Origin of the sequence: Microbacterium sp. NPDC090014 (assembly GCF_044748285.1) — a bacterium.
Taxonomy (GTDB): Bacteria; Actinomycetota; Actinomycetes; order Actinomycetales; family Microbacteriaceae; genus Microbacterium.
In genome coordinates this window covers 738,372-762,600 of the sequence record NZ_JBIVFS010000002.1, presented here as the reverse complement: position 1 = coordinate 762,600, position 24,229 = coordinate 738,372, and the positions used below count along the sequence as shown (strand labels likewise).

23 protein-coding genes are annotated in these 24,229 nt (G+C 68.0%); 13 read left to right on the top strand and 10 right to left on the bottom strand.

The window, feature by feature from the left end:
* Positions 1–6: 6 nt before the first annotated feature.
* From ACIPV5_RS17140 to ACIPV5_RS17105, 8 genes are all read left to right on the top strand, one after another.
* The gene (locus ACIPV5_RS17140) at positions 7–324 is read left to right on the top strand and encodes a PTS sugar transporter subunit IIB (protein ID WP_053096993.1); all 318 of its coding nucleotides are present in this window, start codon (positions 7–9) and stop codon (positions 322–324) included.
* Entirely contained in the window at positions 321–602 is a 282-nt protein-coding gene (locus ACIPV5_RS17135) for an HPr family phosphocarrier protein (RefSeq protein ID WP_053096995.1), read from the top strand. The genes ACIPV5_RS17140 and ACIPV5_RS17135 overlap by 4 nt, the downstream gene beginning before the upstream one ends.
* Positions 599–2,284: a phosphoenolpyruvate--protein phosphotransferase gene (gene ptsP / locus ACIPV5_RS17130; RefSeq protein ID WP_072591533.1), complete on the top strand. Its 1,686-nt coding sequence runs from the start codon at positions 599–601 to the stop codon at positions 2,282–2,284. Before ACIPV5_RS17135 ends, ptsP begins: the two co-directional genes overlap by 4 nt.
* The gene (locus ACIPV5_RS17125; RefSeq protein ID WP_320489917.1) at positions 2,281–3,924 is read left to right on the top strand and encodes a PTS mannitol transporter subunit IICB; all 1,644 of its coding nucleotides are present in this window, start codon (positions 2,281–2,283) and stop codon (positions 3,922–3,924) included. The genes ptsP and ACIPV5_RS17125 overlap by 4 nt, the downstream gene beginning before the upstream one ends.
* A 67-nt stretch (positions 3,925–3,991) precedes the next feature.
* Positions 3,992–4,423 (top strand): PTS sugar transporter subunit IIA, encoded by a 432-nt coding sequence (locus tag ACIPV5_RS17120; RefSeq protein WP_056280066.1) that lies wholly within the window; start codon positions 3,992–3,994, stop codon positions 4,421–4,423.
* Positions 4,423–5,580 carry a mannitol-1-phosphate 5-dehydrogenase gene (locus tag ACIPV5_RS17115; protein ID WP_072591535.1) on the top strand — a complete coding sequence of 386 codons (1,158 nt, stop codon included), beginning with the start codon at positions 4,423–4,425 and terminating at the stop codon, positions 5,578–5,580. Before ACIPV5_RS17120 ends, ACIPV5_RS17115 begins: the two co-directional genes overlap by 1 nt.
* A gap of 85 nt (positions 5,581–5,665) precedes the next feature.
* The gene (locus ACIPV5_RS17110; protein WP_400342052.1) at positions 5,666–6,985 is read left to right on the top strand and encodes a flavin-containing monooxygenase; all 1,320 of its coding nucleotides are present in this window, start codon (positions 5,666–5,668) and stop codon (positions 6,983–6,985) included.
* Positions 6,986–6,995: 10 nt separating this feature from the next.
* Positions 6,996–7,745 carry an alpha/beta hydrolase gene (locus ACIPV5_RS17105; protein WP_400342050.1) on the top strand — a complete coding sequence of 250 codons (750 nt, stop codon included), beginning with the start codon at positions 6,996–6,998 and terminating at the stop codon, positions 7,743–7,745.
* Between the two features lie 19 nt (positions 7,746–7,764).
* Here the strand turns inward: ACIPV5_RS17105 and ACIPV5_RS17100 are convergent, their stop codons facing one another.
* The 10 genes from ACIPV5_RS17100 to ACIPV5_RS17055 all read right to left on the bottom strand — a co-directional run bounded on the left by ACIPV5_RS17100 (position 7,765) and on the right by ACIPV5_RS17055 (position 19,272).
* The gene (locus ACIPV5_RS17100) at positions 7,765–8,622 is read right to left on the bottom strand and encodes a carbohydrate kinase family protein (RefSeq protein ID WP_400342048.1); all 858 of its coding nucleotides are present in this window, start codon (positions 8,620–8,622) and stop codon (positions 7,765–7,767) included.
* Between the two features lie 29 nt (positions 8,623–8,651).
* Complete coding sequence (locus ACIPV5_RS17095) at positions 8,652–9,755, bottom strand: polysaccharide deacetylase family protein (protein ID WP_056280060.1); 1,104 nt, start codon at positions 9,753–9,755, stop codon at positions 8,652–8,654.
* A 3-nt stretch (positions 9,756–9,758) separates the two neighbouring features.
* On the bottom strand, positions 9,759–10,874 hold the full coding sequence (locus ACIPV5_RS17090) for an adenosine deaminase (protein WP_400342046.1): 1,116 nt from the start codon (positions 10,872–10,874) through the stop codon (positions 9,759–9,761).
* Between the two features lie 52 nt (positions 10,875–10,926).
* The gene (locus ACIPV5_RS17085; RefSeq protein WP_053097013.1) at positions 10,927–12,219 is read right to left on the bottom strand and encodes a thymidine phosphorylase; all 1,293 of its coding nucleotides are present in this window, start codon (positions 12,217–12,219) and stop codon (positions 10,927–10,929) included.
* Positions 12,216–12,614: a cytidine deaminase gene (locus ACIPV5_RS17080; protein ID WP_042536471.1), complete on the bottom strand. Its 399-nt coding sequence runs from the start codon at positions 12,612–12,614 to the stop codon at positions 12,216–12,218. Before ACIPV5_RS17080 ends, ACIPV5_RS17085 begins: the two co-directional genes overlap by 4 nt.
* A gap of 7 nt (positions 12,615–12,621) precedes the next feature.
* On the bottom strand, positions 12,622–13,908 hold the full coding sequence (locus ACIPV5_RS17075) for an ABC transporter permease (RefSeq protein WP_053097015.1): 1,287 nt from the start codon (positions 13,906–13,908) through the stop codon (positions 12,622–12,624).
* Positions 13,905–15,224: an ABC transporter permease gene (locus tag ACIPV5_RS17070; RefSeq protein ID WP_053097017.1), complete on the bottom strand. Its 1,320-nt coding sequence runs from the start codon at positions 15,222–15,224 to the stop codon at positions 13,905–13,907. The genes ACIPV5_RS17075 and ACIPV5_RS17070 overlap by 4 nt, the downstream gene beginning before the upstream one ends.
* Positions 15,221–16,735, bottom strand: coding sequence for an ABC transporter ATP-binding protein (locus ACIPV5_RS17065; protein WP_053097019.1), 1,515 nt, complete (start codon positions 16,733–16,735; stop codon positions 15,221–15,223). The genes ACIPV5_RS17070 and ACIPV5_RS17065 overlap by 4 nt, the downstream gene beginning before the upstream one ends.
* A gap of 161 nt (positions 16,736–16,896) precedes the next feature.
* Positions 16,897–18,009, bottom strand: coding sequence for a BMP family protein (locus ACIPV5_RS17060; protein WP_400342042.1), 1,113 nt, complete (start codon positions 18,007–18,009; stop codon positions 16,897–16,899).
* A gap of 147 nt (positions 18,010–18,156) precedes the next feature.
* Positions 18,157–19,272, bottom strand: a complete 1,116-nt coding sequence (locus tag ACIPV5_RS17055) for a mannose-1-phosphate guanylyltransferase (RefSeq protein WP_053097023.1) — start codon at positions 19,270–19,272, stop codon at positions 18,157–18,159.
* A gap of 179 nt (positions 19,273–19,451) precedes the next feature.
* On the opposite strand from ACIPV5_RS17055, the gene sdhC reads away from it, so the two are divergent.
* The 5 genes from sdhC to ACIPV5_RS17030 all read left to right on the top strand — a co-directional run bounded on the left by sdhC (position 19,452) and on the right by ACIPV5_RS17030 (position 24,225).
* Complete coding sequence (sdhC, locus tag ACIPV5_RS17050; protein WP_072591539.1) at positions 19,452–19,886, top strand: succinate dehydrogenase, cytochrome b556 subunit; 435 nt, start codon at positions 19,452–19,454, stop codon at positions 19,884–19,886.
* Positions 19,886–20,329, top strand: coding sequence for a succinate dehydrogenase hydrophobic membrane anchor subunit (locus ACIPV5_RS17045; protein ID WP_053097025.1), 444 nt, complete (start codon positions 19,886–19,888; stop codon positions 20,327–20,329). Before sdhC ends, ACIPV5_RS17045 begins: the two co-directional genes overlap by 1 nt.
* 19 nt (positions 20,330–20,348) lie before the next feature.
* Complete coding sequence (gene sdhA, locus ACIPV5_RS17040; RefSeq protein WP_053097027.1) at positions 20,349–22,175, top strand: succinate dehydrogenase flavoprotein subunit; 1,827 nt, start codon at positions 20,349–20,351, stop codon at positions 22,173–22,175.
* A gap of 2 nt (positions 22,176–22,177) precedes the next feature.
* Positions 22,178–22,945 carry a succinate dehydrogenase iron-sulfur subunit gene (locus ACIPV5_RS17035; protein WP_053097029.1) on the top strand — a complete coding sequence of 256 codons (768 nt, stop codon included), beginning with the start codon at positions 22,178–22,180 and terminating at the stop codon, positions 22,943–22,945.
* Positions 22,946–23,022: 77 nt separating this feature from the next.
* Positions 23,023–24,225, top strand: a complete 1,203-nt coding sequence (locus ACIPV5_RS17030; protein WP_053097031.1) for a YihY/virulence factor BrkB family protein — start codon at positions 23,023–23,025, stop codon at positions 24,223–24,225.
* Positions 24,226–24,229 lie beyond the last annotated feature (4 nt).

Genomic DNA, 24,229 nt, shown 5'->3' with positions numbered 1-24,229 from the left:
GCATCGATGAAGATCCTCGTGGTGTGCGGCGCTGGCGCGTCGAGCACGTTCGTCGCGCAACGACTCCGCCGGGCGGCTTCCGAAGCCGGCCTCGACTGGGACGCCGCAGCCGGCATGGAGCAGTCCGTCGCCGGCAGCGACCACGACCTCATCCTCATCGGCCCTCATCTCGCCGATCGCCTCGAGGCGATCCGCCAGGCGGCGCCCGCTCAGGTGGCCGTGCTCCCCGACGACGTCTTCGCCGATCGGGACGGCACCCGCACGCTGGCACTCGCACAGTCGATCGTCTCCAGCGCCAGGAACACCCCGAAAGGAACATCATGACCGTCTCTCGCACCGTCCGCATCGGCTCATCCCATGGACTCCACGCCCGTCCGGCGAAGCTGTTCGCACAGGCGGCGAAGGACTCGGGGATTCCCGTGACCATCGCGAAGGACTCGGGGAAGGCGGTCAACGCGGCCAGCATCCTCGGCGTGATCGCACTGGCGATCGAGCACGGCGACTACGTCACGCTGACGGCCGACGGCGACAGCGCGGAAGGCGTGCTCGACACGCTCACCGAGCTGCTCACGACCGACCATGATCAGGACGCCGGAGTATGAGCGAACTGCGTGGAGTCGGCATCGGTCTCGGAGTCGCCCAGGGCGTCGTCGTCCGGATGACCGAGGCGCTGCCCGCCCCGGAGAACACCCCCAGCGGTCAGGGAGCCGACACGGAGCGCACACGTGTCCGCGAGGCCGTGACGGCCGTCGCACAGGAGCTGACGGCCCGCGGCGAGGCCGCCGGCGGCTCGGCCCAGGAGGTGCTCGAGGCGCAGGCGATGATCGCCGAGGACCCGACGCTGCAGGACGAGGTCGACGCACGCATCGACGACGGCGCGACGGCCGAATGGGCCGTGCATGACGCGTTCGCCGGTTTCCGGGCGACGCTCGAGGCCGTCGGGGGCTACCTCGGCGAGCGCGCCGCCGATCTCGACGACATCGCGCAGCGGGTGCTCGCCCGACTTCGCGGCGTGGATGCGCCAGGGGTCCCCGACCCCGGGCATCCCTTCGTCCTCGTCGCTCGCGACCTCGCCCCGGCCGACACCGCGCTGCTGAACCTCGATCAGGTGCTCGCCCTCGTCACCTTCGACGGCGGACCCACCTCGCACACCGCGATCCTCGCCCGCGAGAAGGGCATCGTCGCGATCGTCGGAGCGGCATCAGCCTCGGAGCTCGCGACCGGCAGCCCGGTCATCGTCGACGCCGCAGCCGGAATCGTCACCGTCGATCCGACCGACGACGAGAAGGCGCGCGCCGAGCAGCGCGCCGCCGCCCGCCGCTCGGCGGATGCCGCACCACTCACTCCCGGCGCCCTCGCCGACGGCACGCCGATCCCGCTGCTGGCGAACCTGGGGAAGCCTGCAGACGCATCCGATGCCGTCGAACGCGGGGCCGAGGGCGTCGGGCTGTTCCGCACCGAGTTCCTGTTCCTCTCGTCGGCGCAGGCGCCGACGGTGCAGCAGCAGCGAGAGTCCTATCGGGAGCTGCTCGCGGCCTTCCCCGGCAAGAAGGTCGTCGTGAGGATGCTGGATGCCGGCGCCGACAAGCCGCTGGCGTTCCTCAACGACGCGCACGAGGAGAACCCGGCCCTGGGCCTGCGGGGGCTGCGTGCTCTGCGGGCGAGCGAGGACATCCTGCGCGAGCAGCTGACGGCCCTCGCCGAAGCGGATGCCGCGACCGAGGCGGACCTCTGGGTCATGGCGCCGATGGTTGCGACCGTCGAGGAGACGCAGTACTTCACCTCGCTCGCCCGGGAGTACGGCCTGAAGACCGCCGGTGTCATGGTCGAGATCCCGTCCAGTGCGCTGCTCGCCGACCGGATCCTCGCGCACGCCGACTTCGCCTCGATCGGCACGAACGACCTCACGCAGTACACGATGGCCGCCGACCGTCTGCTCGGCTCCGTCGCGGCGTTCCAGGATCCGTGGCACCCCGCCGTGCTCCGTCTCATCCGTGAGGTCGGCACGGCAGGTGCCCGGCTCGGCAAGCCGGTCGGGATCTGCGGTGAGGCCGCCGCCGATCCGATGCTCGCCGTCGTGCTCGTCGGGCTCGGCGCGACGAGCCTCTCCATGGCGCCGTCCGCCCTGGCGGACGTGCGTCACACCCTGTCGCAGCACACTCTCGACGAAGCCCGCAACTTCGCCGAACTCGCACTGGCGGCGGACGACGCCGCCGGTGCTCGCCTCGCCGTGGCTGACGCCGCGGCACCCCTCCCCCCTCACCAGAAAGAGACGACATCATGACGACGACGTCACCCGCCGCCACGAAGGCAGGCGGCCTCCGAACGGGCGTGCAGCGCTTCGGCACGTTCCTCTCGGGCATGATCATGCCCAACATCGCCGCGTTCATCGCGTGGGGATTCATCACGATGCTCTTCATCCCGGCCGGATTCTTCGGGTCCGAGAGCCCGTTCGGCTGGCACTGGGCCGGTGTCGCCGAGACCATCGGCGGCGGCGGCGATTCCGCAGTGGTCGGCTGGCAGGGCGCCATGACCGCGGTGGCCGAAGGCGCCGACGGCAACATCTTCGCGTACGTGGGCCTCGTCGGACCGATGGTCACGTACCTGCTGCCGCTCCTCATCGCCAACACCGCGGGCCGCATGGTCTACGGCGAGCGCGGTGGAGTCGTCGCGACGATCGCGACGATGGGTGTCATCGTCGGCACCAACATCCCGATGTTCCTCGGCGCGATGATCATGGGGCCGCTCGCGGCCTGGATCACCAAGCAGATGGACCGGATGTGGGACGGCAAGATCCGCCCCGGCTTCGAGATGCTGGTGAACAACTTCTCGGCCGGCATCCTGGGCATGATCCTCGCGATCGTGGGATTCTTCGCCTTCGGTCCCGTGATGCTCGGCATCAGCGCGGTTCTCGGCGGTGCCGTCGACTGGCTGGTCGCGCTGAACCTGCTGCCCCTCGTGTCGATCATCGTGGAGCCCGCGAAGGTACTGTTCCTGAACAACGCCATCAACCACGGCGTGTTCACTCCGCTCGGCATCGAGCAGGCGGCCGAGACCGGCAAGTCGATCCTCTTCCTGATCGAGGCGAACCCCGGTCCGGGCCTCGGTCTGCTGCTCGCGTTCTCGTTCTTCGGCGTCGGTGCGGCCAAGGCGTCTGCGCCCGGTGCGGCGATCATCCAGTTCTTCGGCGGCATCCACGAGATCTACTTCCCGTACGCGCTGAGCAAGCCGACCACCATCCTCGCCCTGATCGCGGGTGGCGCGGCCGGTGTCACGACCAACATGGTGCTCGGAGGCGGCCTGGCGTTCCCGGCGGCCCCCGGCAGCATCATCGCCGTGACCGCGGCCGCCGTCGGTCCCGGAGTCCCGAACCTGCTCGTGGTCTACCTCTCGGTGATCATCGCTGCGGTCGTCACGTTCCTCATCACCGGCGTCATCCTGCGGGCCTCCCGCAAGCGCGACCTCGAGGCCGAGGGCGACAGCTTCGGCGACGCGATCGCACAGACCGAGGCGAACAAGGGCAAGTCGTCCGCCGCGATGGACGCCCTTCGCGCCTCGTCGGGTACGGGAGCTGCCGGAGCAGCCGGAGCAGCCGCTGCGGCTGGCACGGGCGTCGCCACGGACCGTCGCATCGAGAACATCGTGTTCGCCTGCGACGCCGGAATGGGATCGTCGGCCATGGGCGCGAGCGTGCTGCGCAACAAGTTCAAGAAGGCAGGGGTCGAGGGCGTCACCGTCACGAACCAGGCCATCGCGAACCTCGACGGCAGCGCCGACCTGGTCATCACCCAGCAGCAGCTGACCGACCGGGCGAAGGCGCAGTCGCCGAACTCGGTGCACGTGTCCGTCGACAACTTCATGAACTCTCCGAAGTACGAAGAGGTCGTCGAGATGGTGCGCGAACAGCGCGACACCGACGCGTGACAGACCAGGCGGGGCGGGTGCTGCGGCATCCGCCCCGCCTCCACATACTCAGAAAGAAGGAATCACCATGAGCGTTCTCACCCTCGACCAGGTCCGCATCCACTCCGGAAGCAGCACGCAGGAGGAAGCCCTCCAGGAGGCGACCGACATCCTCGTCGCGGCAGGCGCCGTCACCCCCGCCTATGTCGACGCGATGCGTCAGCGCGAGCAGACGGTCTCGACCTACATGGGCAACGGTCTGGCGATTCCGCACGGCACGAACGACGCCAAGGATGCGATCCTCGGATCCGCGCTGTCTGTCGTCCGCTACGACGGCGGAGTCGACTGGGACGGGGAGGCCGCGACGTTCGTCGTCGGCATCGCCGGCCGTGGCGACGAGCACCTCGAGATCCTCTCGCAGATCGCGATCCTGTTCTCCGATGAGGACGACGTCGCGAAGCTCAACGCGGCGCAGACGCCCGACGAGCTGTACGCCCTGCTCTCGGCGGTGAACGACTGATGAAGGCCGTGCACTTCGGCGCGGGCAACATCGGCCGCGGATTCGTGGGGCTGCTCCTGCACGAGGGCGGATACGAGGTCGTGTTCTCCGATGTCGCCGACGCTCTCGTCGACGCCATCAACGCCGTCGATTCGTACACGGTGCACGAGGCCGGCCCCGGCGGCACCGACCACGTGGTGACCGGCTTCCGGGCGGTCAACAGCAGGACCGATCCGGATGCCGTGGCCGACGAGGTCGCGACCGCCGATGTGGTCACGACGGCGGTCGGACCGACCGTGCTGCGCTTCGTCGCCCCCACGATCGTCGCGGGCCTCGCCCTGCGCCCTGCCGGAGCCGCTCCCCTGCAGGTCATGGCCTGCGAGAACGCGATCGGGGCGACGGACACCCTCCGGGCGGAGATCGAGAAGGCGGCGGGCGCGGACGCCGAGGAGCTGCTGTCGCGTGCGGTGTTCGCGAACACCGCCGTCGACCGCATCGTCCCCGGTCAGCCCGCAGACGGCGGCGTCGACGTCACGGTCGAGCCGTACTTCGAGTGGGCGATCGAATCCCAGGCCTTCGGCGGCGCGCTGCCGAACATTCCCGGCGCTCATTTCGTCGACGATCTCGCCCCGTACATCGAGCGCAAGCTCTTCACGGTGAACACCGGCCACGCCGCCACGGCCTACTTCGGCGCACGGGCCGGCATCGAGCGCATCTCCGACGCCCTGGCCGACCCCGACATCGTCGCACGCGTCTCGGCCGCTCTCGAGGAGACCTCCGCGGTGCTGGTCGCCGAACACGGGCTCGACCCGGCCGAATTGGCCGCGTACCGAGCGACGATCCTCGAGCGGTTCCGCAATCCGGCGCTCGTCGACACCGTGCAGCGGGTCGGCCGTCAGCCGTTGCGCAAGATCTCCCGACACGAGCGCTTCATCGGACCGGCGGCGATGGCTGCCGAGAGAGGGCTCTCCACGATCGCGCTGGTCGGCGCGGTCACCGCAGCCCTCGAGTTCGAGGATCCCGATGACGAGCAGGCGGTCGAGCTGCAGCAGCTCCTGCACACGGAGGATGCGCTGGCGTTCACCTCGTCCGCAACGGGGCTCGACCCCGAGCATCCGCTGTTCCCGGCGGTCCGCGACGCAGTCGTCTCCCGTCAGACAGCACTGAACGCCTCCTGACGACGTCGCACGCCGTGTTCTGCGCCCTCTGCCGATACGATCGGCGGAGGGCGCAGTGGCGAGCACAGCGAGGTGCGGGAGCAGCATGAACAGATACGCCGTCATCGGTGCAGGTCCGTCGGGCCTCGCCGCCGCTCGGGCGCTGACGAAGCGCGGTGTCGGGATCGACGGGTACGAGGCCTCGACCGGCGTGGGCGGTCTGTGGGACATCGACAACCCCCGCAGCACGATGTACGAGTCCGCGCATCTGATCTCCTCGCGCACGACGACCGAGTTCGCCGAGTACCCCATGCGTTCGACCGTCGACTACCCCGACCATCGGACGCTGCGACAGTACTTCGAGGACTATGCCGAGCACTTCGGTCTCACCGGGCTCTTCCGGTTCGAGACGACCGTCACGCGGCTCGAGCCGCGGGACGACGGCTGGGATCTCACGAGCTCGGGGCCCGACGGCGAAGAGACCCGGTGGTACGCCGGCGTCGTGCTCGCGAACGGCACGCTCGCCGAACCGAACGTGCCGACCTTCGCCGGAGAATTCAGCGGCGAGATCATGCACACGAGCGAGTACAGGTCGGCCGCACAGCTCACCGGCCGGCGTGTGCTGCTGATCGGAGCGGGGAACTCGGGGTGCGACATCGCGGTGGATGCCGTGCACCACGCCTCCTCGGTCGACATGAGCGTCCGCCGCGGCTATTACTTCGTCCCGCGCTATCTGTTCGGCAGGCCGAGCGACACCCTGAATCAGGGCCGTCCCCTGCCCGCGCGCGTCAAGCAGGCGGTCGACAGCCGGGTGCTCCGGGCGTTCACCGGCGACCCTGCGCGCTTCGGCTTCCCGAAGCCCGACTACCGCATCTACGAGGCTCATCCGATCGTCAACACGATGATCCTCAATCACCTGGGGCAGGGGGACCTGCGTATCCGCCCCGATGTGGAGCGCCTCGACGGCACGACCGTGCGCTTCCGGGACGGGACGTCCGACGACTACGATCTGCTCCTGCTCGCGACCGGATACCGGCTCGACTACCCGTTCGTCGACCCACAGCACCTGCACTGGAGCGGCGCGGCACCACGGCTGTTCCTCCACGTCTTCCCCGCATCGTTCAACGGTCTCTTCGTGATGGGCATGATCGAGGCGTCCGGCATCGGCTGGCAGGGGCGGTACGAGCAGGCGGAGCTGCTGGCCGCATACTTGGACGCGGCGGAGAACGATCCGCCTCGGGCGGTGCGATTCCGCGATCGGGTGACCTCCGAGCCGTGGCCCGATCTGACCGGCGGCTACCGATATCTGCGCCTCGACCGCATGGCCTACTACGTGAACAAGGACGCATATCGCGGTGCGGTGCGACGTGAGCGATCAGCGCTCGAGCGGCCGCACCCCGAGCTCGCTCACATCCGCACCCCGTAACGTGGGGCGAGTGCAGAAGAAGCGTGGTCGTCGTGTCCTGAAAGTGATCCTCTGGGGAGTCGTCGGCGTCCTCGTGATCGGCATCGTCGGCATACTCGCCTGGAGCCAGATCGGCGTCATGTCGGCCGAGAAGGATCCGCTCGCCAGCGTCGAGGACAACTCCGCCATCCATGTCGAGGACGCCGAGCAGGGAATCGTGCTCACCCCGGCCGACGGCGAATCAGACCTCGGCCTGGTGTTCGTGCCCGGTGCGAAGGTCGATCCGTGGGCGTACGCACCGATCCTGCAGAGCCTCGCCGAAGAGGGCGTCACGGTGGTGATCACCCGCCCGTGGCTGAACCTCGCGTTCTTCGATCTGCGCGGTCTCGACTCCTTCACCTCTGCGGCCCCCGACATCGATGACTGGGCGGTCGGCGGACACTCGCTGGGCGGCGTGCGCGCGTGCCAGCTCGCCGCGGATGCCGAGGCACTCGTGCTGTTCGGCTCCTACTGCGCGACGGACGTGTCGGACACCGATCTCGCCGTTCTCAGCATCTCGGGCAGCGAGGACGGACTGTCGACGCCGGAAAAGATCGCCGACGCTCGTGACCTGCTGCCGGCCGACGCCGAGATGGTCGAGATCGAGGGAGCGTCGCATGCGTCGTTCGGCGACTACGGGCCTCAGGCCGGTGACGGCGAGCCGACGATCTCGAGCGACGAGATGCACGCACAGGTCTCTGAGATCCTGGATGCCTTCATGGCGGACGTCGCCGCGCGCTGAGCCGCGTCGACTGCTCGGCTCAGCCGATGACGGGGTCGAGCAGCGGATGCAGGTGCCGTGTGCCCAGCACGGATGCCGCTGCGCGTGAGCCCGCAGCGAGGGCGTCCGGAACGCAGGCCCCCGAGAGCCGGGCATCGAGGACGCCGGCCAGGAACGCGTCGCCCGCTCCATTGGTGTCGACGACATCGACCGGCACGGCTGCGACACGGTGTTCGGTGCCGTCTGCGTCGATCGCGACCGCCCCGTCGGCGCCCAGGGTGCACACGGCGAGCGAGGCGCCGCCAGCGACGCATGACCGGAGGAAGCGCACCGGGTCGGCCAGACGGTCGGCGTTGCAGAACACGGCCTGCGCTGCAGCGAGGAAGGGCCGGTGGAACTCGGATTCGCCGTCGTAGTCGTGCACGTCGACCCAGATCGGGCGCCCGGTCGCGACGGCCGCGGGGAGGAGTCGCAGCGGCTCGGCCGCGAGGTCGAGCACGATCACCTCAGCGCGGCTCATCGCGGTGTGCAGAGCTGAGTCATCTCTCCCGTCCGTCGCCGAGGGGGACGCGAGATACAGCGAGACTCGCTTGCCCTCGCGGGTCATGAGGTTCAGATGGCGCTCGGTGGCGTCGCCCGTTCCCCACCGCGCACGCACACCGGCATGTGCGAGCGCATCGCGCACGCGGTGTCCCGGTTCATCCGCCGCGGTGAGGGCGTACAGCAGAGCGGAGCGCCCGAGCGAGGCGAGCGTGAGGGCCTTCCCCGCGCTCGTGCCGCCGACGGTCTCCCAGGTCTCCTCGGCGAACTGCATGTGCGGCACCGGCTCAGGCAATCGATCGAGCACGACGATCGAGTTCCACGATGCCGGTCCGGCTATGAAGACGGTGGCGGTCATGAGTACATCCTGCCGTCCGAGACCCCGGTTCAGCCGATCCGCTTGATGAGCGAGTCCAACCCCATGCCGTAGTCGATCCGCACGACGGGCAGGGCGAGCTTGTCCGTGCCGATCTCGACATACCCGGGCTCGATGGTCCGCGCCATCTCGAACCCGGCCTGAGCGACGCCCTGCTTCGACGTGTCGTCGAAGTGACCGAACGGATACGCGATCACCTCGCGCACCCCGAGCACGTCGGCGGATGCGTTCAGATCGGCGGCGATCTCGTCCGCCGTCCAGTTCACCATCCGGCCCTTGCCGTTGTCGCCGGCCTGATGCATGTCGTGCGTGTGAGATCTGCGAAGGACGTACATCGACGGCGCGGGGTCCTGGCGGTCGGCGGTGATCATGAACGAGGTCGACAGCAGCCTGTGCGCATCGATCACCGGAACCGCGAGGTCGAACCAACTCTGGTCGGCGTCGTCGTCGGTGATGATCACCGAACGAGCAGGCAGCGACAGTCGACCGTCGATGAACGCGCTGAGCTCATCCCAGGTCGGCAGGTAGAAGCCCGTCGTCGCGATGTGGTTCATCTGCGCCTCGAAGTCGCCGATGTACGCGTAGTTGCCGCGGAGCCAGCCGGTCTCGCCCTCGGGGTTCGAGGTGAACTGGTGGTACATCAGAATCGGGACCTGCACGTCCGCCGCGGCATTCGCCTCGGGCGTCGTCCACGCCGCGAAGAGCTCGATCTGCTGATCGACGCACACGACGGGGTCGGCTCCGTTGATCCGCGCGGCGACCGTGCCCCCGGCGGCATCCGCTGCGGTCGAGTACCAGCCGGCGAACACCCGACCGTCCTGCGCCGGTATCGGAAGCGCCACGTACAGTGCATCCTGCCGCTGCAGCATCGGTTCCTGCGGCGCACCGTCGCCGATGAAGCTCACCGCGCACGCGAGCGGGTCGCCGGCATCCGCGACGAGCTGCTGCGCGGGTGTCAGCGGACGCTCGATGGCGTCGCCGCCCGCTCGCGGCACGAGCACCTCGGGCACTCGGGTCGACCATGAGAAGGCCGCGATTGCACCGCCGACGACGATGACGACGGCGCTGACGATCACTGCGACGCCGATACGGCGTCGCTTCCCCCCGGAAGCCATGATCTAGATGTCGAATCCGTCGGCGATCATCTCGACAAGCTCCTCGCGCTCCTCGACGGGCAGAAAGGCTCCGGCCGCCGCGTTGAACTGGAAGGTCTCGAGATCGTCGAGATCGTACTCGAACGCCTCGATCAGGAGCGACAGCTCCCGGGTGAGCGAGGTCGCGCTCATGGTGCGGTTGTCGACGTTGACCGTCACGGCGAAGCCGAGCTGGTAGAGCAGGTCGAAGGGATGGTCGGCGAGCGTGTTGCCCCACGACGCGATCGCGCCGGTCTGCAGATTCGACGACGGGGACAGCTCGAGCGGGATCTCTCGGTCTCGCACCCAGCGGGCGAGGTCGCCGAACTGGACCTGCACCTCGTCGCCCTCCTGCGTGATGACCTGCAGGTCCTCGGCGATGCGCACGCCGTGGCCGAGTCGCAGCGCTCGCCCGTCGATGAGCGCCGAGCGGATCGAGTCCGGCCCGGCAGCCTCCCCCGCGTGGACGGTCACGGGGAAGAAGTTCTCCGCGAGGTAGTCGAAGGCGGCGCGATGGTTCGACGCCGGGAATCCGTCCTCGGGACCGGCGATGTCGAAGCCGACGACCCCGCGTCCGCGGAAGCCGACGGCGAGCTCGGCGATCTCGCGCGAGCGGTCTGTGTGGCGCATGGCGGTGATCAGCTGACCGACGCGGATGCTGTGGCCCTCGCGATCCGCGGCGTCCTCACCCTGCTCGATCCCCTGCTGCACAGCCTCGACGGTCTGCTCGAGGGTGAGCCCACGCGTGAGATGCTGCTCGGGCGCCCAGCGCACCTCGCCGTAGATCACGCCGTCGTGCGCGAGATCCTGCACGAACTCGCGAGCGACACGGGTCAGGCCCTCCTGCGTCTGCATCACAGCCGTGGTCAGATCGAAGGTCTTGAGGTACTCCACCAGCGACCCCGAGTCGCCCTGCTTCGCGATCCACCTGCCGAGAGCGGCCGGCTTCGATTCGGGAACCTCGAGCCCGATGACATCCGCCAGCTCGATGATCGTCGAGGGTCGCACCGCGCCGTCGAGATGGTCGTGCAGCGACACCTTGGGAAGGCTGCGCAGGGATGCCCCCTGGATAGTGACATCGCCGTTCGCGTCGATCGACATGGGGATTCCTCTCGGTCGCGGATTCGCTCTGTTCAGGCTAGCGGTCGGCGGATCAGGCCGTGATGCGCTCCCGCACGATCGGCCCTGCGGCCGGAGCCTCGTCGCCGATCGCCCAGGACCCCTCGAGCGCCTCGAGAGCGCGGGGGAACCGAGCCTCGTCGGCTGCCGAGAGCGTGAACAAGGGCTGTCCGGCCGCTACTCGATCACCGGGCTTGGCGTGCAGGTCGATACCGGCCTCGAAGATCACCGGGTCCTCAGCCCGCGCGCGCCCCGCACCGAGACGCCACGCCGCGATGCCGAACGGCAGCGCGTCCATCTGCGACACCACGCCGTCGCGGGGAGCCGTGACCACATGGGTCTCGCGGGCCGTGGGCAGCGGTGCGTCGGGGTCGCCGTCCTGAGCGCGGATCATGGCCTTCCACCCGTCCATCGCGCGTCCGTCGTCGAGAGCGGCCTCCACGTCGGCATCCGGCTGTCCTGCGAGCGAGAGCATCTCGCGCGCCAGGGCGATCGTCAGTTCGCGGACGTCGGCGGGTCCTCCTCCGGCGAGCACCTCGACGGACTCGCGAACCTCGTTCGCGTTGCCGATCGCGCGACCGAGCGGCACGTTCATGTCCGTGAGGAGGGCGGTGGTGGCGACGCCGGAGTCCGTGCCGAGTGCGACCATGGTGCGCGCGAGCTCGCGTGCCCGGTCGATGTCCTGCATGAACGCACCGGAGCCGAACTTCACGTCGAGCACGAGAGCGTCGGTGCCTTCGGCGATCTTCTTCGACATGATGCTCGAGGCGATCAGCGGGATCGCCTCGACGGTGCCGGTGACGTCGCGCAGCGCGTAGAGCTTCTTGTCGGCGGGCGCGAGGCCTGAGCCTGCCGCGCAGATCACGGCACCCACATCGCCCTGCATCTGGGCGAACATCTCCTCGTTGCTGAGCGCGGCGCGCCAGCCGGGGATCGACTCGAGCTTGTCGAGCGTTCCGCCGGTGTGGCCGAGACCGCGACCGGAGAGCTGCGGGACCGCCACCCCGAAGACCGCGACGAGCGGAGCGAGCGGAAGAGTGATCTTGTCGCCGACGCCGCCCGTGGAGTGCTTGTCGACCGTCTTCTTGCCGAGGGTCGCGAAGCTCATCCGCTCCCCCGACGCGATCATCGCGTCGGTCAGCACGCGGATCTCGTCGCGCTCCATGCCGCGTTGGAAGATCGCCATCGCGAACGACGCCATCTGCGCGTCCGAGACGTAGCCGCGGGTGTAGGCGTCGACCATCCAGCGCAGCGCCTTTTCGGGCACCGCACCGCCGTCGCGCTTGGCACGGATCACATCGACGGCGTCGAAGGGCTCAACGCTCATCGGGCGTCCTCCAGGTCTCGGGGGCCGAAGGCGTCCGGCAGCACTTCGTCGATGGTCCGGATGCCGGAGACGGTCTCCAGCAGCATTCCGGGCATCGCGTGTTCGTAGAGCAGCTGACGGCAACGGCCGCACGGCATGATGGTCTGCCCGTCGTTGTTGACGCACACGAAGGCGACGAGCTGGCCGCCGCCCGACATGTGCAGGTCGCCCACCAGCGCGCACTCGGCGCACAGCGTCACCCCGTACGAGGCGTTCTCGACGTTGCAGCCGGCCACGATGCGGCCGTCTCCGACGAGCGCGGCGGCTCCGACCCGGTAGCGGGAGTACGGCGCATAGGCCTTGGTCATGGCGTCGGTCGCGACCTGACGGAGCTCGTCCCAGTCGATGTCTGTCATGTCTCTCCTAGGACTTGATGTACGGCTTGCCGCTGGCTGCCGGACCGCGGATCTGACCGGCGAAGCCGGCGACCGCGAGCAGCGTCACGACATACGGGAGCATCAGCATGAACTCGCCGGGGATGGGGGTCTTGAGGATCGACAGCAGGTTCTGCAGGTTCGTGGCGAAGCCGAACAGCAGCGCCGCGAGCGTCGCGCGGATCGGATCCCACCGGCCGAAGATCACCGCGGCGAGGGCGATGAAGCCGAGGCCGGCGGTCATGTCCTTGCCGAACTGCGGCACCGAGACCAGCGTGAAGTACGCTCCACCGATTCCGGCGATCGCGCCCGCGAGCAGCACATTCCAGAACCGGGTCGCATTGACCTTGATGCCGACCGTGTCCGCGGCCTGCGGGTGCTCGCCGACCGCACGGACGCGGAGTCCCCACTTGGTGCGGTAGAGCCCCCAGGCGACGATCGCGACGGTGATGAACATCAGGTACACGATGAAGGTCTGGTTGAAGAGCACCGGGCCGATGATCGGGATGTCGCTCAGCAGCGGGATCTCGATGCGGCTGAAGCGCACCGGCGTGTTGAGGGCGGCCTCGTTCGGCGCGAGCAGTGCGCCGTAGAGGAATCCGGTGAGGCCGCTGACGAGCACGTTGAGCACGACTCCGACGATGACCTGCTCGACGAGGTACTTGATCGCGAATGCGGCCAACACCGCGGCGACGAGCACGCCGCCCAGCATCGCTCCGAGGAGTCCGATGAACGGGCTGCCCGTGACGCTCGAGAGCAGAGCAGCCGCGAACGCTCCGAGCAGGAGCTGACCCTCGATCGCGACGTTGACCACGCCCGCACGCTCGCCGATGACGCCGCCGAGCGCGCCGAACACGAGCGGGACGGAGAGCGAGACGGCTCCGAAGAGCAGGCTGCTGACGGGCACGAGTCCACCCGCGCCCGCCCAGACGAGGAACCCGAAGACGGCGAGCACGCTGAACGCGATCACCAGCCAGATCGACGGCTTGCGATACGACCACGCCCGAAGGAACGCGAGCACCGACAGCAGCGCGAGGATCACGATCACGACCCAGCTGGTCGGCCCGGTCGGCAGAGCGATATCGGGCAGTGCGAACGGCGACGACGGGTCGTTCAGCCGGAAGCTGCTGGTGCCGCTGCGAGGCACGAGCAGGAAGAGGAGCGCCAGCAGCACCGTGGCTGCGGCGAGGACGATCGGCGCCTTCAGGTGCCGCTCGCGCACGGTGGCGAGCTGCACGGTTCCGTCGGCGGCTTCGCTCTGGACGAGGGAGGTCATGCGGTCACCGCCTTCTTCGCGGCTTTGGCTCTCGCCTTGGCCGCCTTCTCCGCGTCGGTCTTGGGAAGGAAGAACACCGTGCGCAGCAGCGGGGGCGCGGCGATGAACAGCACGACGAGCGACTGCACGACGAGCACGATGTCGACCGGGATGTCCTGAGCCTGCATCGAGAACGAGCCTGCCTTCAGTGCGCCGAACAGGATGCCGGCCGCGAACGTGCCCCAGGCGCGACTGCGGCCGAGCAGTGCGACGGTGATGGCGTCGAAGCCGATGCCGGCGTCGATCGTCTCGGTGATGCCGGTCGTGACGGCGCCCTGCACCTGGTTCATGCCCGCGAGACCGGCGAGACCACCGGCGAGGAGCATGGCGTAGACGTAGACGCGCTGGACGCTGATGCCTGCCGCACGCGCGGCGTGCGGGTTCTCGCCCACGGCGCGCATCCGCATGCCGAGGGAGGAGCGCTCGATCAGCCACCAGACGAACAGGGTCGCGATGATGACGATCACGAATCCGAGGTCGAGCAGAGGGAACTGCGGGCCGAGGAGCGAGGGGAACTGCGCGCTCTCAGGAGTGGCATAGCCGAGCGCCTGGTTCGTTCCGGGCTTCTGGAGCAGTCCGGGGGTGCGGATCATCCACAGCAGCAGGTAGTACGCCACATAGTTGAGCATGATCGTGAGGATGACCTCGTGGGCGCCCGTGCGTGCCTTCAGCAGACCGGCGATCGCCCCCCACAGCGCACCACCGGCGATGCCGGCGATCAGCGTCACGGGGATGTGCAGCCAGAACGGCAGGTCGAGCTGGAACGTGAGGAGTCCTGCGGCGGCGACGCCGATCAGCATCTGGCCGCGGGCACCGATGTTGAACAGACCGACGCGGAACGCGAGGGCGACACCGAGACCGGCGGCGATCAGCGGCGCGGCGAATCCGAGAGTATTGGTCAGCGGACGGATCTGAGCGGCGAAGTCCGCACCTCGTGCGTTGAAGATCGCTCCGCGGAACAGCGCCTCATAGCCGTTGTAGACGGCGTTCCATGCGGCGGCGATCGTGTCGGTCGGACGCGAGAAGAAGTACCCGGAGGCCTCGATCACGTCTTCGTTGGTGAAGGCGATGAGGATGCCGCCGACCACCAGCGCGAGGAAGATCGCGAGGATCGTCGTGACGGCGCTGCCGCGGAGCATCTCCTTGAGGATCACGTTGCCGCGCGGCGGCGGCGGGACGTCACCCGTGTCGCGCTGCGTCGTGGTCGTGTTCAGCGAGAGCTGGTCGCCGGACACGTCGCCCGCCGGTCCACTCCCCTGTGGCGTGATACCGCTCATGCGGCCACCTCTCCCTCGGCGGCGCCCGCCATCATCAGTCCCAGCGTCTCGCGCGGGGTGTCGCCGGGAACGATCCCGACGATGGTGCCTCTGTACATGACCGCGATGCGGTCGGCGAGAGCCGCGACCTCATCGAGCTCGGTCGAGACGACGACCACGGGGATTCCCGCATCCCTGGTCTCGATGATCCGCTTGTGGATGAACTCGATGGAGCCGACATCGACTCCGCGGGTCGGCTGCGCAGCCACGAGCAGCTTCAGCTCGCGACTCATCTCGCGGGCGATCACGACCTTCTGCTGGTTTCCGCCCGAGAGCGTGCCGGCCGGCGTGTGCGGTCCCTGGGTCCGGATGTCGTACTCGCTGATCCGCGCGCGGGCGAAGTCGTCGAGCGCGGCACGGCGGATGGTTCCACCACGGCTGAAGTCGGCGTCGCCCGTGCGGTCGAGGATCAGGTTCTCCGCCACCGAGAACCCGGCCACGAGCCCGTCCTCCGTGCGGTCCTCCGGAACGAAGCCGACACCGGCGTCGAGGATGCCCCGCACGCTCTTGCCGACCAGTTCCGCGCCGCCGAGGGTGATCGATCCCTCGACCCTCGCCGCGAGGCCGACGATGGCCTCGACCAGCTCGGTCTGACCGTTGCCCTGCACGCCGGCGACGGCGAGCACCTCGCCGGGTCGCACGGAGAAGTCGACGCCGTCGACGACGATCGCTCCCGCGGCGGTGAGCACCCGGAGCCCCGAGACCTCGAGGCCGCCTTCGCCGAGCCGCGGCGGATCCTTGTGCACCGTCAGCTCGACGGCGCGTCCGACCATGAGGGAGGCGAGCTCCGCGTTGGTCGCGGACGGCGACGCCTCGCCGACGATCTTGCCGAGGCGGACGATCGTGATGGTGTCGGCGACCTCGCGCACCTCGCGGAGCTTGTGGGTGATGAAGACGATGGCCGTGCCCTCGTCGCGGAGCTGACGCATGATGCCCATCAGCTCGTCGGTCTCCTGCGGCGTGAGCACGGCGGTGGGCTCGTCGAAGACCAGGACCTTCGCGTCGCGCGAGAGCGCCTTGATGATCTCGACCCGCTGCTGCACGCCGACGGGCAGGTCGCCCACGATCGCGTCGGGGTCGATGTCGAAGCCGAAGCGGGCGGCGACGGCGCGGACGTGCTCACGCGCCTTCGTGATGTCGAGGGTGCCGAGTCCCTTGGTCTGCTCGTGGCCGAGCATCACGTTCTCGGCGACCGTGAAGACGGGGACGAGCATGAAGTGCTGGTGCACCATTCCGATGCCGGCGTTCATGGCGTCGCCGGGGCCTCGGAACCGCTGGACGACGTCGTCCAGGAGGATCTCGCCCTCGTCGGCCTGATAGAGGCCGTAGAGCACGTTCATCAGGGTGGACTTGCCTGCGCCGTTCTCACCGAGCAGCGCATGGATCTGACCCGGTTCGACCACCAGGTCGATGTGGTCGTTGGCCACCAGGGTTCCGAACCGCTTGGTGATACCGCGAAGTTCGAGCTTCATATCTGCACCTTATCCAGAAGTGTCATCCAGAGGAGTCCGAAGAATCTCCGGCGCATCGCACGGGGATCACCCGGATGCACCGTGAACAGTCGTCATGGTCCGTCCACGGCGCGGGGCGAGTGGCCACGTGCACCACTCGCCCCGCGCTGGAACTCGATGAATTACGGGGAGTTCGGGGACTCCACCGTGATGTCGCCGGCGATGATCTGCTTCTGCAGAGCCGAGATCTCGTCGAGCAGTCCGTCGGGCAGGTCACCCTCGAAGGAACCGAAGCCCGAGAGCTTCACACCCTCGTTCTCGAGCGTGCCGACGTAGGGAGCCGGGTCGAAGTCGCCCTCGGACGCGGCGATCGTCGCATCCTCGACCGCGACGTCGATGGCCTTCATGATCGAGAAGAGGGTGACGTCCGCCACGCTCTCATCGGCGACGGCGAGGTCGCTGTCGACACCGACGAGGAGCGTGTCCTTGCCGCTGTCCGCGATAGCGGCCGCAGCGCTCTGGTAGATCGGTCCGCCGACGGGAAGGATGACGTCGACGCCCTGGTCGAGCACGCCCTGAGCGGTCTGCTTGGCCGTGTCGTTGGCGTCGAAGCCACCGGTGAACGAGCCCTTCTGCGTGGCGGTGTCCCAGCCGAAGACCTCGACGGCGCCCGACTTGTCCTCGTTGTACTTCTCGACACCGAGCTGGAAGCCGTCCATGAACACGGCGACCGACGGGATCTGCATTCCGCCGAAGGTGCCGACCTTGTTCACACCGGACTCAGCCGACCAGCCGGCAGCGGCGTATCCGCCGAGGTAGGCGGCCTGAGCGGTGTCGAAGACGAGGGGCTTGATGTTCGGGGCATCGGTGGTGCCGTCGAAGTCGTTGTCCGCGTAGTCGTCGATGATCGCGTAGTTGATCTCGGGGTTCGCCAGCGCCGACTCGACGGTCGCGGCCGACAGCTTGAAGCCGACGGCGACGATGAGCGAGCAGCCTTCCGAGACGGCGGTCTCGAGGTTGGGCGCGTAGTCGTTGTCGTTGGCCGACTCGAACTCGAGCGGCTTGACGCCGAGCTCGTCAGCGGCACGGTCCATGCCCTCCTTGGCGGACTGGTTGAACGACTTGTCGTTCCAGCCGCCCGCGTCCGAGACGAGGCAGGGAAGGAAGTCGGACTCAGCCTCGCCGCCGCCGGTGCCGCCCGATTCGGTCGGAGCCTGGCCGCAGCCGGCGAGTGCGAAGACGACGCCAGCGGCGATGGTTGCGCCGAGCAGCTTCTTGGTGGTGGAGATGGTCAACTCATGCCTCCTGAACGGTGCCGCGGCCCTCGCGGATCGCTCAAAGTTACCTAGTGTTTCGACTTTTGTGCACGTGCGAGGGCGAGGCGCTGACGAATGGTTACAAACCTGAAACCAAGACAGCCGATGAGCGGCGACCCCTGCTCATCAGAGCACGTCGCCCCGTCCGGTCAGCTTCAGGGACTCCACCACGCCCTTCACGCGCTGCGCGTGCTGCACCGTCGTCACGAGCAGAGCGTCCGGTGTGTCGACCACGACGATGTCCTGCACGCCCACGAGGCTGATCACCCTCGATGTCTGACTGACCAGGATGCCGCTGGCCGCGTCGGAGAGCACCCTGGCGTTCGGGCCGAGCACGGCCAGGTCGTTCTTGCGCCCGTTCGTGATGAGCTTGGTGAGGGAGGCGAAGTCCCCGACGTCGTCCCAGTCGAAGTGTCCTGGCACGACCGCGAGGCGTCCGCGACGTGCCGCCGGCTCGGCCACCGCATAGTCGATCGCGATTTTCTTCAGTCCCGGCCAGATGCGATCGACCGCAGACCCCCGACGATCGCGATCATCCCAGGCTTCGGCGAGTTCGATCAGGCCGGCGTGGAGTTCCGGCTCGTTGGCCGCGAGTTCGTCGAGGAGGACGCTCGCCTTCGCGATGAACATGCCCGCGTTCCAGAGGTAGCCGCGATCCGCGATGTACGCCTGAGCCGTGGCGAGGTCGGGCTTCTCCACGAAGCTCTCGACGAGGGCTGCCTCGCGCGCGCCGTCGACGACCAGCTCCGGCCCCTTCTTGATGTAGCCGAAGCCGACGGCCGGCTCGGTCGGCGAGATGCCGATCGTGCAGATGTACCCCTCGCGCGCGACCTCCACGGCGTCGCGCACGGCGAACTCGAACACCCGCGTGCCGCGGATCACATGGTCGGCGCTGAAGGATCCGATGATGACGTCGGGATCACGGCGGTGCAGGATCGCCGCGGCGAGGCCGATCGCAGCGGCGGACTCCCGCGGCTCGGACTCGAGGAAGACGTTCAGATCCGGTATTCCGGGCAGTTCGGCCTCTACCGCCGCCCGGTGAGCCCGGCCGGTGACGACGGCGATGCGATCGGCGCCGGCCAGTGGCTCGAGCCGGTCCCAGGTGTCCCGGAGCAGCGAGTGCCCCGAGCCGGTCAGGTCGTGCAGGAATTTCGGCGCGTCCGCGCGGGACAGAGGCCACAGCCTGCTGCCGATGCCGCCGGCGGGAATGACGGCGTAGAAGTCCTCGATAGGTTCGCTCACAGAGTCAGGGTATCCCGACGAAACCTCTCGACATCGAGACACTTAGGCTCGCCTTCGTCGCCCGCACCCGTCACACGGGAATAGGATGGTGTCCGATCGGCCGTGCCTGACGACAGCAGGCTCACGCTTGGAAGACGCATCGCACGCGACCGAGTCACATCGATCCAGGGAGGACGACCGTGTCCACAAGCGCTCGCTTGACACCGTCGATTTCGGAAACCACTTCCAAGACGCCGCGCGGCACCCTCTACCGGGGTCGCGAGGGCATGTGGTCGTGGGTGCTTCACCGCATCACCGGAGTCGCCATCTTCTTCTTCCTGTTGGTGCATGTGCTCGACACTGCACTCATCAGGGTGTCGCCCGAGGCCTACAACGCGGTCATCGGAACCTACAAGAACCCGATCATGGCCCTCGGCGAGGTCGTGCTGGTCGCAGGCATCGTGTTCCACGCGATGAACGGCCTCCGCATCATCGCCGTCGACTTCTGGTCGAAGGGCGCGAAGTACCAGCGTCAGCTGTTCTGGGGCGTGCTCCTCGTCTGGGGCATCATCATGGCCGGCTTCGTGCCGCGTCACCTGATGCTCGCGTTCGCCGGCTTCGGAGGAGGACACTGATGGCCGCTCAGACCGTCGCCGCGCCCATCCGCCGTCAGCGCGGCTTCAACCTCGAGAAGTGGGGCTGGGTGTTCATGCGCGCCTCGGGCGTCGTGCTCGTCGTGCTGATCTTCGGCCACCTCTTCATCAACCTGATGGTCGGCGAGGGCATCCATGCCCTCGACTTCGCGTTCATCGCGGGCAAGTTCGCCACGCCGTTCTGGCAGTGGTGGGACGTCCTGATGCTGTGGCTGGCACTGATCCACGGCGCCAACGGCATGCGCACGATCGTCAACGACTACGTGACGAACAACACCGCTCGCAAGGCGCTGACCTGGGCCCTCGGCCTGGCCGCGGCGCTGCTCATCATCCTCGGCACCCTGGTCGTCTTCACCTTCGACCCGTGCCTCGGCGTGACCGAGTCGAGCACACTGTGGGAACAGTGCCAGACGCTGGGCAAGTAGAAGAGAAGGCATACGAGAAGTGACTACCGAGACCCAGGATTCCGTCGTGCGCGACGGCGTGCATTACCACCAGTTCGACATCGTCATCGTGGGCGCCGGCGGCGCCGGCATGCGAGCGGCCATCGAGGCCGGCTCCGGCGCGAAGACCGCGGTCATCTCCAAGCTCTACCCCACTCGCTCGCACACGGGTGCGGCGCAGGGTGGCATGGCGGCGGCGCTGGCCAACGTCGAGGAGGACAGCTGGGAGTGGCACACCTTCGACACGGTCAAGGGCGGCGACTACCTGGTCGACCAGGATGCGGCGGAGATCCTCGCCAAGGAGGCGATCGACGCGGTCATCGACCTCGAGAACATGGGTCTCCCCTTCAACCGCACGCCCGAGGGCAAGATCGATCAGCGTCGATTCGGCGGCCACACCGCCGAGCACGGCAAGACCCCGGTGCGCCGGGCCTGCTACGCCGCTGACCGCACCGGCCACATGATCCTGCAGACGCTCTTCCAGAACTGCGTCAAGCTCGGCATCAACTTCTTCAACGAGTTCTACGTGCTCGATCTGCTCACGGTGAAGGATGCCGATGGCAAGACCCAGGTCTCAGGCGTCGTCGCCTACGACCTCTCGACGGGCGAGCTGCACGTGTTCCAGGCCAAGGCCGTGATCTTCGCGACCGGCGGCTTCGGCAAGATCTTCAAGACGACCTCCAACGCCCACACCCTGACGGGTGACGGAGTCGGCATCGTCTGGCGCAAGGGCCTCCCCCTCGAGGACCTCGAGTTCTTCCAGTTCCACCCGACAGGTCTCGCCGGCCTCGGCATCCTCCTCACCGAGGGAGCGCGAGGCGAGGGCGCGATCCTGCGCAACGCATCGGGCGAGCGCTTCATGGAGCGCTACGCTCCGACCATCAAGGACCTCGCGCCTCGTGACATCGTCGCGCGCTGCATGGTCCAGGAGGTCGCGGAGGGCCGCGGTGCCGGCCCGCACAAGGACTACGTGCTGCTCGACTGCACCCACCTCGGCGCAGAGGTCCTCGAGACCAAGCTGCCCGACATCACCGAGTTCGCACGCACGTACCTCGGCGTCGACCCGGTCGTGGAGCCGGTTCCGGTCATGCCGACCGCGCACTACGCGATGGGCGGCATCCCCACCAACAACGCCGCCGAGGTGCTCGCAGACAACACCACCGTCGTGCCCGGCCTTTACGCGGCCGGCGAATGCGCGTGCGTCTCGGTGCACGGCGCCAACCGGCTCGGAACCAACTCGCTGCTCGACATCAACGTGTTCGGCAAGCGCGCAGGACGCAACGCGGTGGAGTACGTCAAGACCGCCGAGTTCGTGCCGCTGCCCGAGAACCCCGCGGCATTCGTCTCCGACATGCTCGAGGGCCTGCGCAACAACCAGGGAACCGAGCGCATCGCCGTCCTGCGCAAGGCGCTCCAGGACGAGATGGACAAGGGCGCGCAGGTGTTCCGCACGCACGACTCGCTCGAGCACGTCCTCGGCGTGATCGCCGAGCTGCGCGATCGCTACAAGAACGTGCACGTCGACGACAAGGGCAAGCGGTTCAACACCGACCTGCTCGAGGCTGTCGAGCTCGGCTTCCTCCTCGACATCGCGGAGGTCGTCGTCTACGCGGCCCAGAACCGTGAGGAGAGCCGTGGCGGCCACATGCGCGACGACTTCCCCACGCGTGACGACGAGAAGTACATGCAGCACACGATGGCCTACCTGACGGGTGACCCGCACTCCTCCACTCCGAGCGATCACATCAAGCTCGACTGGAAGCCGGTCGTCTTCACGAAGAACGAGCAGGGCGAGTTGAACTACCCGCCGATGGAGAGGAAGTACTGAGCATGTCGAACGCCATCGCCGAAGCTCCCGCGGACACGACGGAGGAGACGGGCATCCAGTCCTTCATCGTCACGTTCAACATCCGCCGGTTCGATCCCGAGATCGACTCCGAGCCGCACTGGGTCGACTACGACGTGGAGCTCTACTCCACGGACCGCGTCCTCGACGCACTGCACAAGATCAAGTGGGAGGTCGACGGGTCGCTGACGTTCCGGCGCTCGTGCGCCCACGGCATCTGCGGCTCCGACGCCATGCGCATCAACGGCCGTAACCGCCTCGCCTGCAAGACGCTGATCAAGGATCTCGACATCTCGAAGCCGATCTACGTCGAGGCGATCAAGGGTCTGCCTCTCGAGAAGGACCTCGTCGTCGACATGGAGCCTTTCTTCGCGTCGTACCGCGAGGTGCAGCCGTTCCTCGTCGCGAACTCGGTGCCCGAGAAGGGCAAGGAGCGCGTCCAGAGCATCGCCGATCGCGAGATCTTCGATGACACCACCAAGTGCATCCTGTGCGCCGCATGCACCTCGTCGTGCCCGGTCTTCTGGACCGACGGACAGTACTTCGGACCGGCGGCTATCGTGAATGCGCATCGGTTCATCTTCGACTCCCGCGACGACAACGCTGCGGTCCGTCTCGACATCCTCAACGACAAGGAGGGCGTCTGGCGCTGCCGCACGACCTTCAACTGCTCCGAGGCGTGCCCCCGCGGTATCGAGGTCACGAAGGCCATCGCCGAGGTCAAGCAGGCAGTCCTGCGCGGTCGTCCCTGACACCGTCGCCGACCTGAGAACGGGCGGGCACCCTGATGGGTGCCCGCCCGTTCTCGTCGCTTGGATAGGGTGAGGACGTGTCCGAACACCACGCCGCCCCCGAGCCCGGTCGCCTGGACGCGGCCGTCGAGAGGGCGACCGCTCTGACCCAGCGCACTCTGGGCCTGTTCCCCGTGCGTGTCTGGCGTCATTTCCTGCAGCACAACGGATTCCTTCTCGCTGCAGGGGTGAGCTATCAGGCCCTCTTCGCGATCTTCGCGGCTGTGTACCTCGCCTTCGCCATCATCGGCATCTGGCTCGGTGGCAGCACGGAGGCGGTCGACGGTCTGATCGTCATCATCAACAGCTACGTTCCCAATCTGATCCTCGATCAGGGCGGGGTGTTCACCCCGGATCAGGTGAAGGAGATCGCCGCGAGCACGGCCAGCCTCCTGGGAGTGACAGGTCTCATCGCCCTCGGCACGGTGATCTGGACCGCGATCGGGTGGGTGACCTTCTCACGTCGCGCCACGAGGGACATCTTCGGCCTCCCTCCGGACACTCGCAGTTACGTTATCCTCAAGGCTCGGGATCTTCTCGCCGCGCTGATCTTCGGCGTCTCGCTCATCGTGGGGTCGATCCTCAGCTCCGCCAGTGCGGCGATGCTGAGCTGGCTCCTGAGCCTCCTCGGCTGGGACTCGGGATCCGACGGGCTGAACCTCAGCATCCGCATCGGCACGGTCATCGTGTCGTTCGTCCTGATGTCCGCCGCTCTGGCCGCGATGGTGCGCTTCCTCACGGGGACGACGCTCCATTGGCGCACGATCTGGCCCGGCGCGATCCTCGGCGGCGCCGCGATGACCGTGCTGCAGTACGGTGCAGGGTTCCTCCTGAGCTACACGCCCTCCAACCCGCTTCTGGCCACGTTCGCGATCTTCATCGGCCTGCTGCTGTGGTTCCGGGTGAACGGGGTGGTGATGCTCGTGGCATCGTCATGGATCGCCGTCGCCGCCCAGGATCGGGATCTGCCGCTGCTGGCTCAGTCGGAGGCCGAGCGTCGGATCGTCGAGCATGAGACCCTGCTCATGGCCGCCCGCATCCGCGTCCGCGACGCGCACGCGGCACGCGACACCGCACCCTGGTACGGCGTATGGGGCGCGCGTCGAGCCGTGCACGCGGCGGAGCGGGAACTGGCGGAGCTGGAGGCGTCCGCGCCCCCGCCCGTCGACACCGCGTCGCCACTCGCGCAGCGGCTGCTGGCCGAGCTGCAGCGGACACGCGATGTCGGTGGCGCTCGTTAGGCTG

Bases quoted from the DNA above. Each gene is read 5' to 3' on its own strand.
- ACIPV5_RS17035 (WP_053097029.1), top strand. From the start codon at position 22,178: ATGTCGAACGCCATCGCCGAAGCTCCCGCGGACACGACGGAGGAGACG.
- ACIPV5_RS17075 (WP_053097015.1), bottom strand. From the start codon at position 13,908: ATGACCTCCCTCGTCCAGAGCGAAGCCGCCGACGGAACCGTGCAGCTC.
- ptsP (WP_072591533.1), top strand. From the start codon at position 599: ATGAGCGAACTGCGTGGAGTCGGCATCGGTCTCGGAGTCGCCCAGGGC.
- ACIPV5_RS17045 (WP_053097025.1), top strand. From the start codon at position 19,886: ATGGCCGCTCAGACCGTCGCCGCGCCCATCCGCCGTCAGCGCGGCTTC.
- ACIPV5_RS17090 (WP_400342046.1), bottom strand. From the start codon at position 10,874: ATGTCGATCGACGCGAACGGCGATGTCACTATCCAGGGGGCATCCCTG.
- ACIPV5_RS17080 (WP_042536471.1), bottom strand. From the start codon at position 12,614: ATGACAGACATCGACTGGGACGAGCTCCGTCAGGTCGCGACCGACGCC.
- ACIPV5_RS17100 (WP_400342048.1), bottom strand. From the start codon at position 8,622: ATGACCGCCACCGTCTTCATAGCCGGACCGGCATCGTGGAACTCGATC.
- ACIPV5_RS17070 (WP_053097017.1), bottom strand. From the start codon at position 15,224: ATGAGCGGTATCACGCCACAGGGGAGTGGACCGGCGGGCGACGTGTCC.
- ACIPV5_RS17065 (WP_053097019.1), bottom strand. From the start codon at position 16,735: ATGAAGCTCGAACTTCGCGGTATCACCAAGCGGTTCGGAACCCTGGTG.
- ACIPV5_RS17085 (WP_053097013.1), bottom strand. From the start codon at position 12,219: ATGAGCGTTGAGCCCTTCGACGCCGTCGATGTGATCCGTGCCAAGCGC.
- ACIPV5_RS17125 (WP_320489917.1), top strand. From the start codon at position 2,281: ATGACGACGACGTCACCCGCCGCCACGAAGGCAGGCGGCCTCCGAACG.
- ACIPV5_RS17095 (WP_056280060.1), bottom strand. From the start codon at position 9,755: ATGGCTTCCGGGGGGAAGCGACGCCGTATCGGCGTCGCAGTGATCGTC.
- ACIPV5_RS17110 (WP_400342052.1), top strand. From the start codon at position 5,666: ATGAACAGATACGCCGTCATCGGTGCAGGTCCGTCGGGCCTCGCCGCC.
- ACIPV5_RS17140 (WP_053096993.1), top strand. From the start codon at position 7: ATGAAGATCCTCGTGGTGTGCGGCGCTGGCGCGTCGAGCACGTTCGTC.
- ACIPV5_RS17135 (WP_053096995.1), top strand. From the start codon at position 321: ATGACCGTCTCTCGCACCGTCCGCATCGGCTCATCCCATGGACTCCAC.
- ACIPV5_RS17120 (WP_056280066.1), top strand. From the start codon at position 3,992: ATGAGCGTTCTCACCCTCGACCAGGTCCGCATCCACTCCGGAAGCAGC.
- ACIPV5_RS17115 (WP_072591535.1), top strand. From the start codon at position 4,423: ATGAAGGCCGTGCACTTCGGCGCGGGCAACATCGGCCGCGGATTCGTG.